The sequence below is a fragment of the Bacteroidota bacterium genome (assembly GCA_035506275.1).
Taxonomy (GTDB): domain Bacteria; phylum Bacteroidota; class Ignavibacteria; order UBA10030; family UBA8401; genus JAGVPT01.
The window spans coordinates 60,986-75,930 of record DATJPT010000017.1; the positions used below are offsets into that span (position 1 = coordinate 60,986).

At 55.1% G+C, this 14,945-nt stretch carries 17 protein-coding genes; all 17 read right to left on the reverse strand.

All coding sequences use genetic code 11. The features are described from left to right. Positions 1–130: 130 nt before the first annotated feature. Positions 131–1,009, reverse strand: a complete 879-nt coding sequence (locus tag VMF88_12000) for a hypothetical protein (GenBank protein ID HTY11781.1) — start codon at positions 1,007–1,009, stop codon at positions 131–133. Between the two features lie 75 nt (positions 1,010–1,084). Further along, on the reverse strand, positions 1,085–1,846 hold the full coding sequence (locus VMF88_12005; GenBank protein HTY11782.1) for a hypothetical protein: 762 nt from the start codon (positions 1,844–1,846) through the stop codon (positions 1,085–1,087). A gap of 88 nt (positions 1,847–1,934) precedes the next feature. Then, on the reverse strand, positions 1,935–3,383 hold the full coding sequence (gene cysS / locus VMF88_12010) for a cysteine--tRNA ligase (GenBank protein HTY11783.1): 1,449 nt from the start codon (positions 3,381–3,383) through the stop codon (positions 1,935–1,937). Positions 3,384–3,600: 217 nt separating this feature from the next. Continuing rightward, positions 3,601–5,310 carry a DNA repair protein RecN gene (recN, locus tag VMF88_12015; GenBank protein HTY11784.1) on the reverse strand — a complete coding sequence of 570 codons (1,710 nt, stop codon included), beginning with the start codon at positions 5,308–5,310 and terminating at the stop codon, positions 3,601–3,603. A 30-nt stretch (positions 5,311–5,340) separates the two neighbouring features. Continuing rightward, positions 5,341–6,159 carry an MqnA/MqnD/SBP family protein gene (locus VMF88_12020; GenBank protein HTY11785.1) on the reverse strand — a complete coding sequence of 273 codons (819 nt, stop codon included), beginning with the start codon at positions 6,157–6,159 and terminating at the stop codon, positions 5,341–5,343. Between the two features lie 5 nt (positions 6,160–6,164). Beyond that, entirely contained in the window at positions 6,165–6,506 is a 342-nt protein-coding gene (gene rplS, locus VMF88_12025) for a 50S ribosomal protein L19 (protein ID HTY11786.1), read from the reverse strand. A 24-nt stretch (positions 6,507–6,530) separates the two neighbouring features. Continuing rightward, positions 6,531–7,211, reverse strand: coding sequence for a tRNA (guanosine(37)-N1)-methyltransferase TrmD (gene trmD, locus VMF88_12030; GenBank protein HTY11787.1), 681 nt, complete (start codon positions 7,209–7,211; stop codon positions 6,531–6,533). A 15-nt stretch (positions 7,212–7,226) separates the two neighbouring features. Continuing rightward, on the reverse strand, positions 7,227–7,808 hold the full coding sequence (gene rimM / locus VMF88_12035) for a ribosome maturation factor RimM (GenBank protein ID HTY11788.1): 582 nt from the start codon (positions 7,806–7,808) through the stop codon (positions 7,227–7,229). Between the two features lie 83 nt (positions 7,809–7,891). Next, complete coding sequence (locus VMF88_12040; GenBank protein ID HTY11789.1) at positions 7,892–8,122, reverse strand: KH domain-containing protein; 231 nt, start codon at positions 8,120–8,122, stop codon at positions 7,892–7,894. A 119-nt stretch (positions 8,123–8,241) separates the two neighbouring features. Then, entirely contained in the window at positions 8,242–8,694 is a 453-nt protein-coding gene (rpsP, locus tag VMF88_12045) for a 30S ribosomal protein S16 (GenBank protein HTY11790.1), read from the reverse strand. Positions 8,695–8,746: 52 nt separating this feature from the next. Continuing rightward, on the reverse strand, positions 8,747–10,069 hold the full coding sequence (gene ffh / locus VMF88_12050; GenBank protein HTY11791.1) for a signal recognition particle protein: 1,323 nt from the start codon (positions 10,067–10,069) through the stop codon (positions 8,747–8,749). 111 nt (positions 10,070–10,180) lie between these two features. After that, the gene (gene atpG / locus VMF88_12055; GenBank protein ID HTY11792.1) at positions 10,181–11,077 is read right to left on the reverse strand and encodes an ATP synthase F1 subunit gamma; all 897 of its coding nucleotides are present in this window, start codon (positions 11,075–11,077) and stop codon (positions 10,181–10,183) included. 2 nt (positions 11,078–11,079) lie between these two features. Next, positions 11,080–12,630 carry a F0F1 ATP synthase subunit alpha gene (gene atpA / locus VMF88_12060; GenBank protein ID HTY11793.1) on the reverse strand — a complete coding sequence of 517 codons (1,551 nt, stop codon included), beginning with the start codon at positions 12,628–12,630 and terminating at the stop codon, positions 11,080–11,082. Between the two features lie 27 nt (positions 12,631–12,657). Then, complete coding sequence (gene atpH / locus VMF88_12065; protein ID HTY11794.1) at positions 12,658–13,212, reverse strand: ATP synthase F1 subunit delta; 555 nt, start codon at positions 13,210–13,212, stop codon at positions 12,658–12,660. Next, positions 13,212–13,697, reverse strand: a complete 486-nt coding sequence (atpF, locus tag VMF88_12070; GenBank protein HTY11795.1) for a F0F1 ATP synthase subunit B — start codon at positions 13,695–13,697, stop codon at positions 13,212–13,214. Before atpF ends, atpH begins: the two co-directional genes overlap by 1 nt. Before the next feature lie 18 nt (positions 13,698–13,715). Further along, complete coding sequence (gene atpE / locus VMF88_12075; GenBank protein ID HTY11796.1) at positions 13,716–13,973, reverse strand: ATP synthase F0 subunit C; 258 nt, start codon at positions 13,971–13,973, stop codon at positions 13,716–13,718. A 58-nt stretch (positions 13,974–14,031) separates the two neighbouring features. Next, a complete protein-coding gene (gene atpB / locus VMF88_12080; GenBank protein ID HTY11797.1) occupies positions 14,032–14,943 on the reverse strand; it encodes a F0F1 ATP synthase subunit A in 912 nt (303 codons plus the stop codon). Positions 14,944–14,945 lie beyond the last annotated feature (2 nt).

Here is a 14,945-nt window from a genome sequence, read left to right on the forward strand (position 1 = left end):
GGCAGACACACCGTTTGCTTTAACAATCGAGCAGCCGGAGGGGGGGTGCAGGTGTTGTCGTGATTATGGTGAATGTTAGACAATTAATATGCTAAAAACTTCTTGACCGTAGTGTCGGGAGAAATCTCTCCTATCTGCCTCTATTCCTGCCGCCTCCGCCTCCCCGGCTTCCGCTGCCACCGCTCGATGCTCTGCCGCTCGAACGCTGCGGTGCCGAATAACCCTGATGAACCATTTGTCTTGATTGCGGCTGCGCGTACCTTGCCGAAGGCTGAACTCGTCCACGATGTTGGTACATCTGCCGGACGTTGGAGTTTCTCGAGCCATAGCTGGAATATCTTCCGCGGCTGGCCACCGTCGCCTGCCGCGAAGCGACCGTCGATCTATTCGCCCTTTGCCACCAGGGAATTTCCTGGCGCGTTCGTGAGGCAGACGGGCTTGTCGCTACTGCTCCCGGCGCATTAGGAGTCCTCCCCCTTGATGGGGTGACTCCGTTGGCAGGGATCACCCGGCCGGGAGAGTTCGGCGCAACACGACCGGCGAAGTATCCGAAACTTCCGCGCCCGCTGCCAATGGTGCGCTGCCTCGTCGCAAAATTCCTCCCTCCGTACCAGCCATGGTATGCGTGTCCATAATACCCGCCGTAACCGTAGCCGTATCCGTAGCCATAACCCCATCCGAATCCGAACCCGTATGGATACCACAGCCCCCACGGGTAGTAGTTGTAATCGAACCACGGGTCGTAGCCAACTGCCGACGCGTAATACTCCGGCGGCGGATAATAGTAATCGAAGGCCATATGGTATTGCGCGTCGCGATAGCTGTCATCATCGAAATAGCTCGCGCTCGTCGAGTCGCTCGACGACGTCGTATCGGTGTAAGCATAATCATCGTCCCCTCCCGCCCATCGTTCGCTCACCGTTTCCGTGTGAGTATAACAGCCGGCGAACAAAAGCCCGGCTGCCGAAAGAGGGATCAATCCATTGAGAAAGCTTCGCAGTGTTTTCATACCAGGTTCCTTCCTCCTTCCGATGTCAATACTAACACTAACAGCGGAAAGGAATCGTTCATTCCCGTTCCGGAATTACAGCACTCTGACGTATTCTACTTTAATAGTTCTGTTTCCTATCGTGACGTTGTTCTGATTTCTTACAAGATTCTTCAAATCGCATCCGATCGTAAAACCATTCCCCCACGACCATCGCAGGCCGCTATTCAAATATCCCTTCCCTTTGCCCACCACGCCGATATTGTCATTCAAGCCAAAATCATATTCTGCAAGCAGCGATATGTCCGATCCGAGGGACTTTTCAGCGCCGACAAAAAAATCGAGGCTTTTGTTGCCGTCCTTGTTCTCGAGGCTGTAATTCGTCCCGCCGTGGAGGCTCAGGTTGCCCATCAGAGAATAGTTCTTGCTGGCTGCGGCGTAAAAACCGCGGGACTTGATCGTGAAGCGCTGCAGGCTGTCGATGTAGGTCTCTTTACCCTGCGAATCGAACCCGAGGGCGATCGCGGGCATCGCCATTGTCTCATCGAATAAGCGAAATTTCACGTTGACTCCCGGAAGTCTTTGCATCGTAATATCGTCGTGGCCGATAATTCCGGTTCCGCCGTACGAGACGCCGAAGTTCAACCGGTCGAGCGCTCCGGCCGTCAATCCGACCGTCATTCCCCCCTCCTGAAAGAAGTCGACATCCATCGCGAAAGCTCCTCGTTTTAAGAGCCCGCCTGTCGGCGTATCGATGATATATCTTGGTTCGATGTTTGCTGCATCGCCGGCCGTGTTCTGCGCTAAAGACAAGCTGTAAATAAAGAACGAAGAAAAGATGAATAACAGTTTCTTCACTGATATTCCTTCCATTAGATTAGACGAACCATCGCGCAAGAAGTTTACCCATACCACGCCCTATTCTGCCCGATAATGTATGAAGATTTCACTCCTTTTTCCACGTGGTGCCGGTTTTCGTATCCTCGAGCACGATGCCGAGCGCTTTGACAGCATCGCGGATCTTATCCGATAATGCCCATAATTTCTGATTCCGAATTTCTTTTCGTACGGCGATGATGAGATCCATCAAACCGGCCTCCGTGGAGCCCCCCCCCGATGCGTTGGATGATGCGGGGGCCAAAGAAATTCCGAGGACTCCTGAACAGAGATCCTCAAACATCTTCTCCGTTGTTCGAAGTGCCTTTTCCGTCGGGAGTGATCCCGGCCTCAACCAGTCATTAACTTGGGATGAAAGGTCGAAGAGAACAGCGATCGCTTTCGGGGTATTGAAATCGTCGTTCATCGCTTCGAGAAATGCAGTCCGGAACGGCGTTACGTCTTTCTCGGTCATGCCGAAAGAGGAAGTTCGGCTGGCGAAATCGATCGTCTCCCGAAGCCTCCGTAGCGTACTCTGCAGCTTTGCAAGTCCTGTCCCCGATGCCTCCAGCGCCTGTTCGCTGAAATCGAGCGTGCTCCGGTAATGGCTTTGCAGGATAAAAAAGCGGATAACGGCAGGGTCGAATTTTTTATAGAGGTCCTTGAGCGTGACAAAGTTGCCGAGGGACTTCGACATCTTTTGGCCGTTCACGGTCACCAGGTTGTTATGGATCCAGTATCTCACGAACGGCTTGCCGGTTGCAGATTCGCTTTGCGCGATCTCGCATTCGTGGTGAGGGAATTGGTTGTCCAATCCCCCTCCATGGATATCGAACGTCTCGCCGAGGTACTTCATCGACATCGCCGAACACTCCACGTGCCATCCGGGGAAACCCTCGCCCCATGGACTCTGCCATCGCATGATGTGTTCCGGTTCCGCTTTTTTCCAAAGGGCAAAATCTTCCGGATTCCGTTTTTCGGATTTCACTTCAACCCGGGTTCCCTCTTTCATCTCATCGATCGTCCGTCCGGAGAGCTTCCCGTAGGCCTTGAATTTCCGGACATCAAAATAGACGGAACCGTTCACTTCGTACGCATGCCCGTTCGCAAGAAGCACCTTCACGATCTCGATCTGCTCGATGATATGCCCCGATGCTCTCGGGGAAATATCGGGACGAATCACGTTGAGAGCGTCCATGTCCTCGAAATAACTCCGTGTGACCGCCTCCGCGATCTGCATTGGATGAACTTTTTCGATCCGCGATTGCTTCAGCATTCTGTCCTCGCCGTCGTCGAGCAAGTGCCCCACATCGGTGATGTTCTGCACATACAATACTTTGTTGCCGAGGTAACGAAGGTAGCGGACGATCACATCGAACGAAACGTAGCTCTTGCCGTGGCCGATGTGCGAATCGCTGTAGACCGTCGGACCGCAGACATACATCCCTACGTAGCCCGCATGAAGCGGTTTGAATTCTTCCTTCGTCCGGGTAAGCGTGTTATAGAAAGTTAATGGCATTTTTTTCGGATGCAGAGGTGTTGGGTGTTCGGTATTGGATCATCGTGATTGAAGTGCTGAGATGAAACTGTTAGATGCCGGCTCAAAATATGCCGTTGTATCTTTCTCCCGAAGGGACGGCTGAAATTCATTTTTGCTTCTCTGTCAACAGATGGAGAACGGGTTCGCCCTTCTTTTGGGGGATTGGGCTGCGCTGACGGGAGACCGTCAACATGCATCATTTTCGCCCCATCAACTCCCGCGCGCTCTTCAACCCGGCCTCAGTGATCTTCTCTCCGCTCATCAGCTTCGCAACTTCCCGTATCCGTTCTTCAATGCCGAGCTTGCGCAAGCTGGTCGTCGTCCGTTTCCCGTCTTCAATTTTCTCGACCGCAAAATGCGTGTCTGCTAGTCCCGCGATCTGAGGAAGGTGAGTGATCGTGATGATCTGATGAAGCGAAGCGAGTTTCTTCAAGCTTACGCCGACCGCCTGCCCGATGCGTCCGCTTACGCCGACATCGATCTCATCGAAGATAAGAAGCGGGACTTTGTCAGAGGCGGCGAGGGCAGATTTCAACCCGAGCATGACGCGCGAAATTTCCCCTCCCGACGCTACTTTTGCGAGCGGCTTGAGGTCCTCGCCGACGTTCGTCGAAATAAAGAACTCGACCAGATCGACCCCTTTTGGCGTTGCCTCGAAGGACTCTTTCCCTAGCTGAACATAGGCATCGGCGGCGCCGGCCTTCCCCGCCACATTCGCGATGCTCACCCAGAATTTTGCGTTCATAATGCCAAGCTCGGCAAGCGAAGCAACGATTTCTTTCTCGATCTTTTTCGCTGATTCCCGCCGCTTTTTTGTCAATTGCTGGGCAGCAGCCGAGCAGACCCGGCGTTCCTCAAGGATGGCTGCGTCGAGCGATGCGAGCTCTTTTTCAAAATTCTCTGCCAGAGAAAATTCGCTGCCGATCTTCCGGCGGTGTTCAAGCAGCGACTCGAGCGTGCCGCCGTATTTCTTTTTCAGAAGCGAGAACTGTCCGAGCCGTTCCCGGATCTGTTCCAGCTTCTCAGGGTTGAACTCTATTTTTGCGTTATAGGATTGAATGAACTTCGACAATTCTTCGACGATGATCTCTGCCGATTTCGCCTCCCCGGCAGCGTCGGCAAACACAGGATCGATCTCCCGCAGGGTTTCGATCTGCTTCCAGGCCTGAACAAGATGATCGTGGACCGAGGACTCGCCGTCATAGAGAAGCTGGCTGAGCTGCGAGGTCAGCTCATGAAGCTTTTCCGCATTTTCCAGAAGCTTCAGCTCCGATTCCATGGATTCTTCTTCTCCGGCCTGCGGATCTACAGCATCGATCTCCTTCATTTGAAATTCGTAGAGGTCCTTCTTCTCCTTCAAACGTAATTCTTGCTCCTGCAGGTCGCGTTTCTTCGAAAAGAGATCGGAGAGCTTCTTGTAGGATCGGCGATATTCTGCGAGGAGGCGCTCATCGCCGCCAAATTCATCCAGAAAATCGATATGCGTTTCCGGACGGAGCAGGGCCTGGTGGTCGTGCTGGCCGTGCAGGTCGACGAGGATGTCCCCGGCCTCTTTGAGGAGTGAGAGCGGAACGGGAGAATCGTTGATGAAGCAGCGGCTCTGCCCTTTCACCGAAATTTCCCGCCGGACGATCATTTCGTCCGACGGGTCGATGTCGTTTTCCGTGAGAAGCATTTGAAGTTTCGGCGAACCGGCAATCACGAAGGTCCCTTCGACAATGGCTTTCTCGGCCCCCTTGCGTACAACATCCGAACTGGCCCGCTCGCCGAGAAGCAAGCTTAGTGCGTCGATGAGGATTGATTTTCCCGCCCCCGTTTCGCCGGTGATAATGTTCAATCCGCGCTCAAAATCAACGTTGATTTCTTCGATGAGGGCATAGTGTTTGACGTAGAGGGAACGCAGCATGGAAGAAGTTACGCGGAATTTCGGAGAGTTTCAACCGTTGTCCGATTGTTCCCCGCCGAACACTTCTATCTCCGGCACATCGGGAAAGATGCCGAGGTAAAAAGCATAGCGAAAGAATTCACCGAGAGCTTCCCTGGCCTCGTGGTCGAACCCGTAGGTAAAATGCTCAAGCTGACGTTCAAATTCGTCAACCGGATATGGCAGCGTTTTCGACTGCTGCAGTGCGATCGAGGGGATCGAGGCAGCCCCTTTTTCCTGGGAAGCAAGAAGCATTGCCGCAATCTCTTTTTTGTACTTCTCCTTGCGGCCGGCACAGACGAGATGGACATACGGCAGGTCCGTCATGTCCGACCATTCATCGACGAGGTCGAGCGTTGGCCCCTCCCATGCCGAGGTCAACGAGGCGTTCCCCGTCACGAGAGCCGCATCGGCCTTCGACAGCATTTCCGGCACCGTGCCGAGTACAGGAACGACAACGACCTGCTGCTCGAATTTTTCGGAGAGAATGATCTTGGCGAGAACGATATCGGAGGATGAGACGGCGCCCACGGCGATGGAACCGATCGCACGCGAACTTCGATTGACGCACAGGACGCTCGTCCGGCTTTCACCGCGTGAAGCGACGCCGATCGAAGGATAGAGCGAAAAGTCCGAGCTGTTGCGCGCAAACTCGACGGGGCCGATCAGCGCGGCATCGCACTCGCCGCCGAGGATTCGTTCGGCGTTGATGCCGGCGCTTTCAAAGAAAAGTCCCGCCGAAGCGGGACTCTCAGGCTGCTGCAATCCGGCAAGCACCGGCCGGCAGTAAAAATCGGGGATCGCTCCGATGCGGAGCGGGTCTTCGGCCACGGGGTTCAGCTGCTGGTTTTTTGGCGGATCTGTTTCGCCGCAAGGTCGCGGAGATAATACAGTTTCGCCCGGCGCACTTTGCTCGACTTCATTTTTTCGATCTTCGCGATGCGCGGCGAGTGTGTCGGGAAAATCCTTTCCACGCCGACGCCGTCGGAAACTTTTCTGATCGTGAATGTGGCCCCCATGCCGCTTCCGCGCTTGCCGATGACGACCCCCTGGAACTGCTGAATGCGCTCTTTATCCCCTTCGATAACGCGCACGTGGACGTTCAGCGTGTCCCCCGGTGCAAAGTCGGGGATATTCGTTTTCAGCTGGGTGGCTTCTACTAATTTGATCTTGCTCATTGGTGTACTCCGTTCATTAACCTGTTATTTTTTATGAATCAAATCCTTGCGCCGTTCCTCCGTCCGCTTCGTTCTCTCTTCATCGCGCCATGCGGCAATTTCTTTGTGATTCCCCGACAACAGAACATCCGGCACCTTCATTCCGCGGTATTCCGGGGGCCGGGTGTAATGCGGGCTGTCCAGCAATCCATCCTGGAACGAATCGGTCAACGCCGATTCTCCGTCTCCGATCACGCCCGGTATCACCCTTACCACCGCGTCGGTGATGACCAGCGCGGCCAATTCTCCGCCGGTGAGCACATAGTCGCCGATCGAGATCTCCCGCGTGATGACCGATTGCCTGACGCGGTCGTCGACTCCTTTATAATGACCGCAGAGGATCATGATGTTCGATTTCAACGAGAGTTCGTTCGCGGTCCTTTGCGTGAACGGCTCGCCGTCGGCGGTAACGTACACGATTTCATCGTACGTCCGCTCTGCGTTCAACGACTCAACGCACTCGACGATCGGCTCCGGCTTCAGGATCATCCCCGCGCCGCCGCCGTACGGGGGTTCGTCGAGCGTATGGTGCTTATCGTGCGTGAATTTCCGCAAATCATGCACGACGATCTCAGCCAGCTTCTTCTCCTGAGCGATCCTGAGCATGCTTTCGTTCAGCGGACTCGCGAGCAATTTCGGAACCGCAGAAAGAATATCGATGCGGATACTCATACCATCTCCTTACTCACGCCCGCCGAAAAGTCCTTCGGGAGGATCGACCTCGATCGTACGATTTTTCACATCCACGCGGCGGACAATGCCTTTCACGGCCGGAACCATCACATCGCCCCCTTCGGTCTTCACAACGTAGACGTCCTGCGCAGGATACCTGACGACATCGCGCACAACGCCGAGCGTTTTTTCCCGTGAATCGTGCACCGACATCCCGATGATGTCGTCGATGAAAAATTCACCGGGCGCCAAATGCTTGCGCGCCTTCTCTTCAACGAATAAGAAATGGCCGACGAGCGCCTCCGACCCGTTCCGGTCATTGACATCCTGAAACTTCAGATAAATATCGGCTCCCCGCGTAGCGACGTTCTCGATCTTCATCGCAACGGCGGCGGCCTCCTTTTTTCCCGTCAGCACGGTCCCGAGCTTCTCGAACTCCTGGGACGATCGTGAATAGGAATGCACCTTCACTTCGCCTTTCACGCCGAACACTTTTGCGATCACGCCTATCGCCAGCAGATGGGAACGGTCCTCATGGTTCGATTTCACAGCGACCTGCGCATTCAGAATGACGGCTGCATGCTGCCTCAAAGGCGCCGAGACACAACGGAGAAAAAAAAGGAGATCTTCTATTGACAGCCATTGCGCCTGGCACCTCAGTGGTTCGCCTGAACTTAGTCCACAACCTCGAGCATCGCCCGTTTGCCGTTCTTCGCGGCGACGGCGCTCAACAGCACCCGCATCGCCTGCGCCGTGCGCCCTTTGCGGCCGATGATTTTTCCGACGTCGGCCTCGCCGACTTTAAGCTTGAAGACCACCTTCCCATCCTTCTCCTCATCGCTGAGAGATACTGCGCCAGGGTTGTCGACAAGCTGCTTTGCGATGTATTCAATGAACTCTCGCATGTGCACCTCCAGTCAAGCTCCTCAAAAAAATTCCGAACACTGAAGCAGGCAGGCTGCAGGAGTGTTCGAATGTTCATCCCTACGTCGGAGAGACAAATGCTAGCGGGAAGAAACCGCCGCTACGGCTGTGCAGGGGCTGCCGGGGCCGGGGCTTCAGCGGGTTGGGCCGGAGCTTCCTGAGCGGCAGCTTTCTTTTTCTTCTTCGCGGCGTTGCGGCGGGCGTTCCGTTCATTTTCCTTCTGCAGTTTCAGCCCTTGCATCATCTGCCATTTCTCAAACTCGGCAGCGATCGTCGCATCGTCCGCTTTCTTCTTTTTCAAGCCCCATTTCAGCCACACACCCTTACGACTGAGCAGGTTTTTCACCGTATCGGTCGGCTGGGCTCCACGCTCAAGCCAGTGAAAAACGCGGTCTTCTTTTAGCGTGATCGTCATAGGATTGGTGGCCGGGTTATAGGCCCCCACAGCGTCGATGAACCGCCCGTCGCGCTTTGTGCGCGAATCCACCGCGACGATCTTGTACATGGGCTGCTTCTTCTTACCCATTCGTTGTAGCCTTAATTTTACTGCCAAAGATGATTCTCCTTTTTCTGTAAATATGAATAGATGCCGATTAATATGCAACTCAGTGGAATCGCTGCGCCATCATGCGCCCGAAATTCTTTCCTTTTGAGAAATTCTTCATCATTTTCTGCATCTCGAAAAACTGTTTGAGAAGCTTGTTCACTTCCTGCACCGAAGTCCCGCTCCCCGACGCGATACGCTTCCGACGCGATCCGTTGATAATGGCAGGATGCTGGCGCTCTTCCACCGTCATCGAGAGGATGATCGCTTCGACATACTTCATCTCCTTGTCGTCGACCTCGTTGATATTGCCCAGCTTGTTCGCCCCGGGGATCATCGAGAGAACCTGGCTCAGCGGCCCCATTTTTTTGACCTCCTGAAGCTGGCCGTAAAAATCTTCCAGCGTGAACTGCGCCTTGCGGATCTTCTGTTCGAGCTGCTCGGCCTTTTCCTTGTCGAAAGATTGCTGCGCTTTCTCGACGAGCGTCACGATGTCCCCCATGCCGAGGATCCGCGACGCCATTCGGTCGGGATAAAACTGCTCGAGCGCGTCAAGTTTTTCGCCGGTGCCGACGAACTTGATCGGCCTTTCAACCACAGAGCGGATCGACAGGGCAGCCCCGCCGCGCGTGTCGCCGTCGAGCTTCGTCAGCACCACGCCGTCGAAGTTAAGCCGGTCGTGGAATGCTTTCGCCGTGTTGACGGCATCCTGTCCGGTCATCGCATCCACCACGAAGAGGATCTCGTGCGGTTGGACGGATGTTTTGATGCTTTCGGCTTCGCGCATCATCTCTTCATCGACATGCAGCCGTCCGGCCGTGTCGATGATCACCGTGTCTCGTGCGTTCTTCCTCGCGTGGTCGATGCTGTTCTTCGCGATGTCGACCGCCGTATCCGTGCGGCTCGAGAAGACCGGCACCCCGATCTGTCCGCCCAATGCGATCAACTGATCAACGGCAGCGGGACGATAGACGTCCGCGGCGACGAGCAGCGGACTGCGCCCTTTCGACTTCAACAGGTTCGCGAGTTTCGCCGCGAACGTTGTCTTGCCCGAGCCCTGCAGCCCCGCGATCATGATCACCGACGGCGGCGTCTGGGAGATCGTGATGTCCCCCTTCGTTGAGCCCAACAAGGCCACCAGTTCGTCGCGGATGATCTTGACGATGAGCTGGCCCGGGGCAACGCTTCCGACGACCTCCTTGCCGAGCGACTTCTGTTGGACGTTGTCGATGAACTGTTTGACGACCTTGTAATTGACGTCCGCGTCGAGCAGCACTTTACGGACTTCGCGCAGCATCTCCGCGATGTTGGCCTCGGAGATCCTTCCTTCGCCGCGAAGGCGCTTAAGGACGGAATCTAATTTTTGCGTAAGGGTATCGAACACGGTAACGCAATTAAGAATTAAGAATGAAAAAGTAAAAATTAAGAATTGAAAACACCGATGAAAATCTCGTGTATCAACTCTTAATTTTTAATTGTTAATCTATGATCTTTCTCACCCTGCTTTTTTCAGCGCCTCTGCACCGCTGACGATTTCGAGCAGTTCTTTTGTGATGGATGCTTGGCGAGCCTTGTTGTAAGAAAGTTCAAGCGTGCTGATCATCTCTTTGGCGTTCGTCGACGCATTCTCCATCGCCGTCATGCGGGCTCCCTGCTCGGCGGCGTTCGATTCGAGCAGCACGCGCCACATCTGGAAATTCAGGTGCTTCGGCACCAGAGCAGAGACGATCTGGTCGCAGGACGGTTCATAAATATAGTCGACGAGCGAATGAGGCTTCTTCTCGCCCCCTTTTTCAACCGTCTCGGGGGGGATCGGGAGAAACAGCTCCATGGCAATCCGCTGCTGAGCCGCATTCTTAAACTCGTTGTACACGAGAACAACCTTATCGAATTTTCCGGCCGTGTAGCCGTCCACAATTTCCTTCACGATCGCCCGGGCGTTTCCGAAATTCAGGGAGTTGAAAATGCCTGTCTGTTTGAAAAGGATCTCGTAATTTCGTTTGCCGAAAAAGTCCGCCCCTTTCCGGCCGACGCAGAAGAGCTTCACTTTTCCCGCCGCGTACAGCTCTTTATAGTGAGTGTCGATATGGTTGACGGCCGCACGGATGATATTGGTGTTGAAGGCGCCGCACAGGCCGCGGTCCGCCGTGACGACCACGACGGCGACATTCTCCACAGGACGCTGAGCCAGGGCCGGATAATTGGTGACGTCCACTTTTCCCGATAGATGACGAAGCATCTCCGCCATCTTTCTCGCGTAAGGCCGGGCTTGAAGAATTGATTCCTGGGCGCGCCGCAGCTTTGCGGCGGCGACCATTTTCATCGCCTTGGTGATTTTCTGCGTGCTCTTAACTCCGGCGATCCGCCGGCGTATGTCTCGCAACGTTGCCATGACTACGCGGCCGCAGAGAAGGTGTCCATGAATTCTTTGGCGATCGTCTGGATGCGCTTCGTAATGTCGTCGGTCAGCTCCTTCTTTTCCGCGATAAGGTTGAGGAGGTCCTTATGGCGTGCTTCCATCATCTCGAGCAAATCGTGCTCAAACTGCAGCACTTTTTCGAGCGGCAGCTGGTCCAAGAAGCCGGACGTGCCGAGGTAGATGATGACCACCTGGTTTTCGACGGGCATCGGCACGTACTGCCGCTGTTTCAGCACTTCGACAAGGCGCGATCCGCGCAACAGCTGCGCCTGGGTCGATTTGTCGAGGTCGGAGCCGAACTTCGCGAACGCTTCGAGTTCGCGGTACTGCGCGAGGTCCAAACGGAGGCGGCCGGCGACTTTTTTCATCGCTTTGATCTGGGCATTCCCGCCGACACGCGAAACGGAAATACCGACGTTAATGGCCGGACGGACCCCCGAGTTGAACAGGTTCGGCTCGAGAAAGATCTGCCCGTCGGTGATGGAGATGACGTTTGTCGGGATGTATGCCGCAACGTCGCCGGCCTGGGTCTCGATGATCGGCAATGCCGTCAGGCTTCCGCCGCCGAGCTCGTCGCTCAGCTTCGATGCGCGCTCGAGGAGCCGGGAGTGAAGGTAGAAGACGTCGCCCGGAAACGCTTCGCGCCCCGGCGGGCGGCGGAGGAGGAGCGACACCTGCCGGTATGCGGCCGCATGTTTAGAAAGATCGTCGTACACCACCAGCACGTCCCGTCCGCTGTCGCGGAAGTATTCGCCGAGCGTCGCTCCGGAGTACGGTGCGATGAACTGCATGGGAGCCGGATCGCTGGCGGTCGCGGAGATCACGGCGGTGTACTCCATCGCTCCCTTTTCTTCGAGTTTGCCCACCACCTGCGCGATCGTCGATCCTTTCTGGCCGATCGCGACGTAGATACAATAGACCGGCTTGACTCCTTCCTTCTTCGCTTTTTCGGTATGCGTGTATTTCTGGTTGATGATCGTATCGAGTGCGACGGCCGTTTTGCCCGTCTGCCGGTCGCCGATGATCAGCTCGCGCTGACCGCGTCCGATCGGGATCATTCCATCGACGGCTTTCAGCCCGGTCTGCAGCGGCTGCTTCACCGGCTGCCGCTGGATAACGCCGAGGGCTTTTCTTTCCAGAGGGGAAAATTTGTCGGTCTTGATGGTGCCGCGGCCGTCGATCGGCTGGCCCAGCGGATTGATGACGCGTCCGAGCATCGCTTCGCCGACCGGCATCGAGGCGACACGCTTTGTCCGCTTCACCGTGTCCCCTTCGCTGATCTTCGTGTCGTCGCCGAAGAGAATGCAGCCGACGTTGTCCTCCTCGAGGTTCAGCACCATGCCGAACACATCGTTCGGAAATTCGATCAGCTCGCTCGCCATCACCTTCGACAAACCGTAGAGGCGCGCAATGCCGTCGCCGACCTGCAGCACCGTGCCGACGTCGTAAATATCGATCTCTTTTTCAAAACCGGAAAGCTGCTTCCGCAGCACGGCAGTTATTTCATCGGGTCGTACATCCGCCATTGTCGTGTCCTTGTTTGATTCAACATGCTAATTCTTTGATGCGGAGCCATTCTTCAGCCGGGATCTGAGCAGCTCAAGCTGACGGCTAATGCTTCCGTCGAGGGTCGTATCTCCGACTCTTGCAACAAACCCCCCTTTCAACACTTTATCGAGACTGAAGGAAACGCGCACCTTCTTTTGCGTGAACGATTCCAATTGCTGTACCAGCTTTTTTTCCTGGTCGCCGGAGAATTTCACCGCCGTCCGGACATCCACCGCAACGATGCCGAGCTGTTCATCCCGTAAAAGGAAATACTGCTCGAGCACTTCGGCAAGCACGTCCTCGCGCCGCTTCTCTATAATGGAGGCGAGATACTGCTGGACGACATCGCCGATCTTCTTGTTGAAAAGTTCGGCGACGACCGCTTTTTTCTTCTCTTTCGAGATGACGGGACTGACGAGAAGCGAGCGAAGCTCCCGCGAGGCTTTGATCGCCGTTTGGACCGTCATCAGATCGTCCGCGACCGCTTCGGGTTTCTTCGCCTCTCCGGTCAATGCCATGAGCGCGGAGGCGTACCGTTTTGCTACTCTGGTATTACTCATTAATTTTTCGGGAGCGTTTGGAGGACCTTATCGACGATCTTTTTCTGTCTTGGTTCGTCAAGCACTTCGTCGATGATCTTTTCAGCCGCGTTCACCGCAAGGTCGGCGACCTCGTTCTTCAACTGAAGAAGCGCCGTCTCCTTTTCGCGCTGAATATCGCCTTTCGCCTGTTCCATCATCGTTTTGGCGCCTGCCTGAGCCTTCGCAACGATTTCGTTCTTCATCTGTTCGGCCAGCTCGCGCCCCTCCTTTAAGATGCGCGACGTCTCTTCGTTCGCCCGCTTCATCGCTTCTTTATTCTGCTCGAGCAGGCGTTCGGATTCTTTTCGCGCTTCCTCGGCCTTGAGCAGCGCATCGCGAATGCCCTGTTCGCGGGCCTGCAGCGCACTCACCAGCGGCTTCCATGCAAACTTGCCGAGGATGAACAGAAGAATGATAAAGGTGATGATCGTCCAGAGGATGAGTCCCGGATTGATGTCTAACATATCGATCCTTGTAGAGTTTTACTTCGTTGCAAGAATGATGCAAATAGCGAGCGCAAAAAAAGTGACGCCTTCGATGAGCGCCGCGGCGATCAACATCGATGTACGCACTTGTCCCGCCACTTCCGGCTGGCGGCCGCTGGCTTCCATTGCCGCCGCTGCGAGTTTTCCGATTCCAAGACCCGCCCCAACGACGGTGATGGCGGCGCCGAACCCGGCTGCCAAGTATCCCCATTGTGTTGCAACGGCTTTCGCGACCTCAATTGGATTTGCTTCCATTATTTTTCTCCTGTATGTGTTGATGTTATCATAATAGTGTACGATAGTTTTTCAAAGGTTAATGCGCATGTTCTTCATGTGCCTCATGGTTTTCCGTCTCCATACCGAGCCCCATAAAAAGCGACGTCAGCATTGTAAAAATGTACGCCTGGAGGAATGCGACAAAAAGTTCAAGAAGATCTATTCCGAGCGTGAAAAGGACGGACGGTACCGAAACCGTGTATCCCAGCGCCGGAGATAATCTTCCAAACACAAAGATCAATCCAAGCAGCGAGACGATGACGATGTGCCCAGCGGTCATGTTCGCAAACAAACGCACGCACAATGCAAACGCTTTGGTGAAAGTTCCGAGAATCTCGATCGGGACCATGATGGGCCATAAGATCCAATGAACGCCGCCGGTGAAATGTGCGAAATAGTGGCCGAGCCCTTGCGCCCTGATGGCGGAGGCCTGAATCATGATATATGCGATGACCGCAAGCCCGGCGGTAACGCTGACGTTTCCCGTTGCCGATGCACCGTACGGGACGAGCCCGAATAAATTCATTAAAAGGATGAAGAAAAAGGTCGTCAGCAAATAGGGGAGGTATTTGATTCCCCCTTCGCCCATGTTCGGGATCGCGATCTCGTCGCGTACGAAGACGACGAAAATTTCCACGAGGTTGCCGAATCCGGTCGGCACGGTTTGCCGCCTGTTTTTCCGCGCGGCGGCCGCCAGCGCAATGATCAAGAGAACCGCGGCGAGCCACAAAAAAACGACATGCTTCGTGATCGACATATCGACGCCGAAAAAATGCAGATGGGGGAGGTCGAACCGGCCGAAGGGAGTCTCGATCTCGTGGGCATCCTGGACGTGGCGTAGGAGGTGCGTAAAAAGATTATCGCTCTCTTCGTGCGCGCCCGGAGCGGCAGCGGTGTCGGCGGCGGCGCGAGCGGCAGATTGAGCTTGAAAAAGTAACAACGATGCCACGA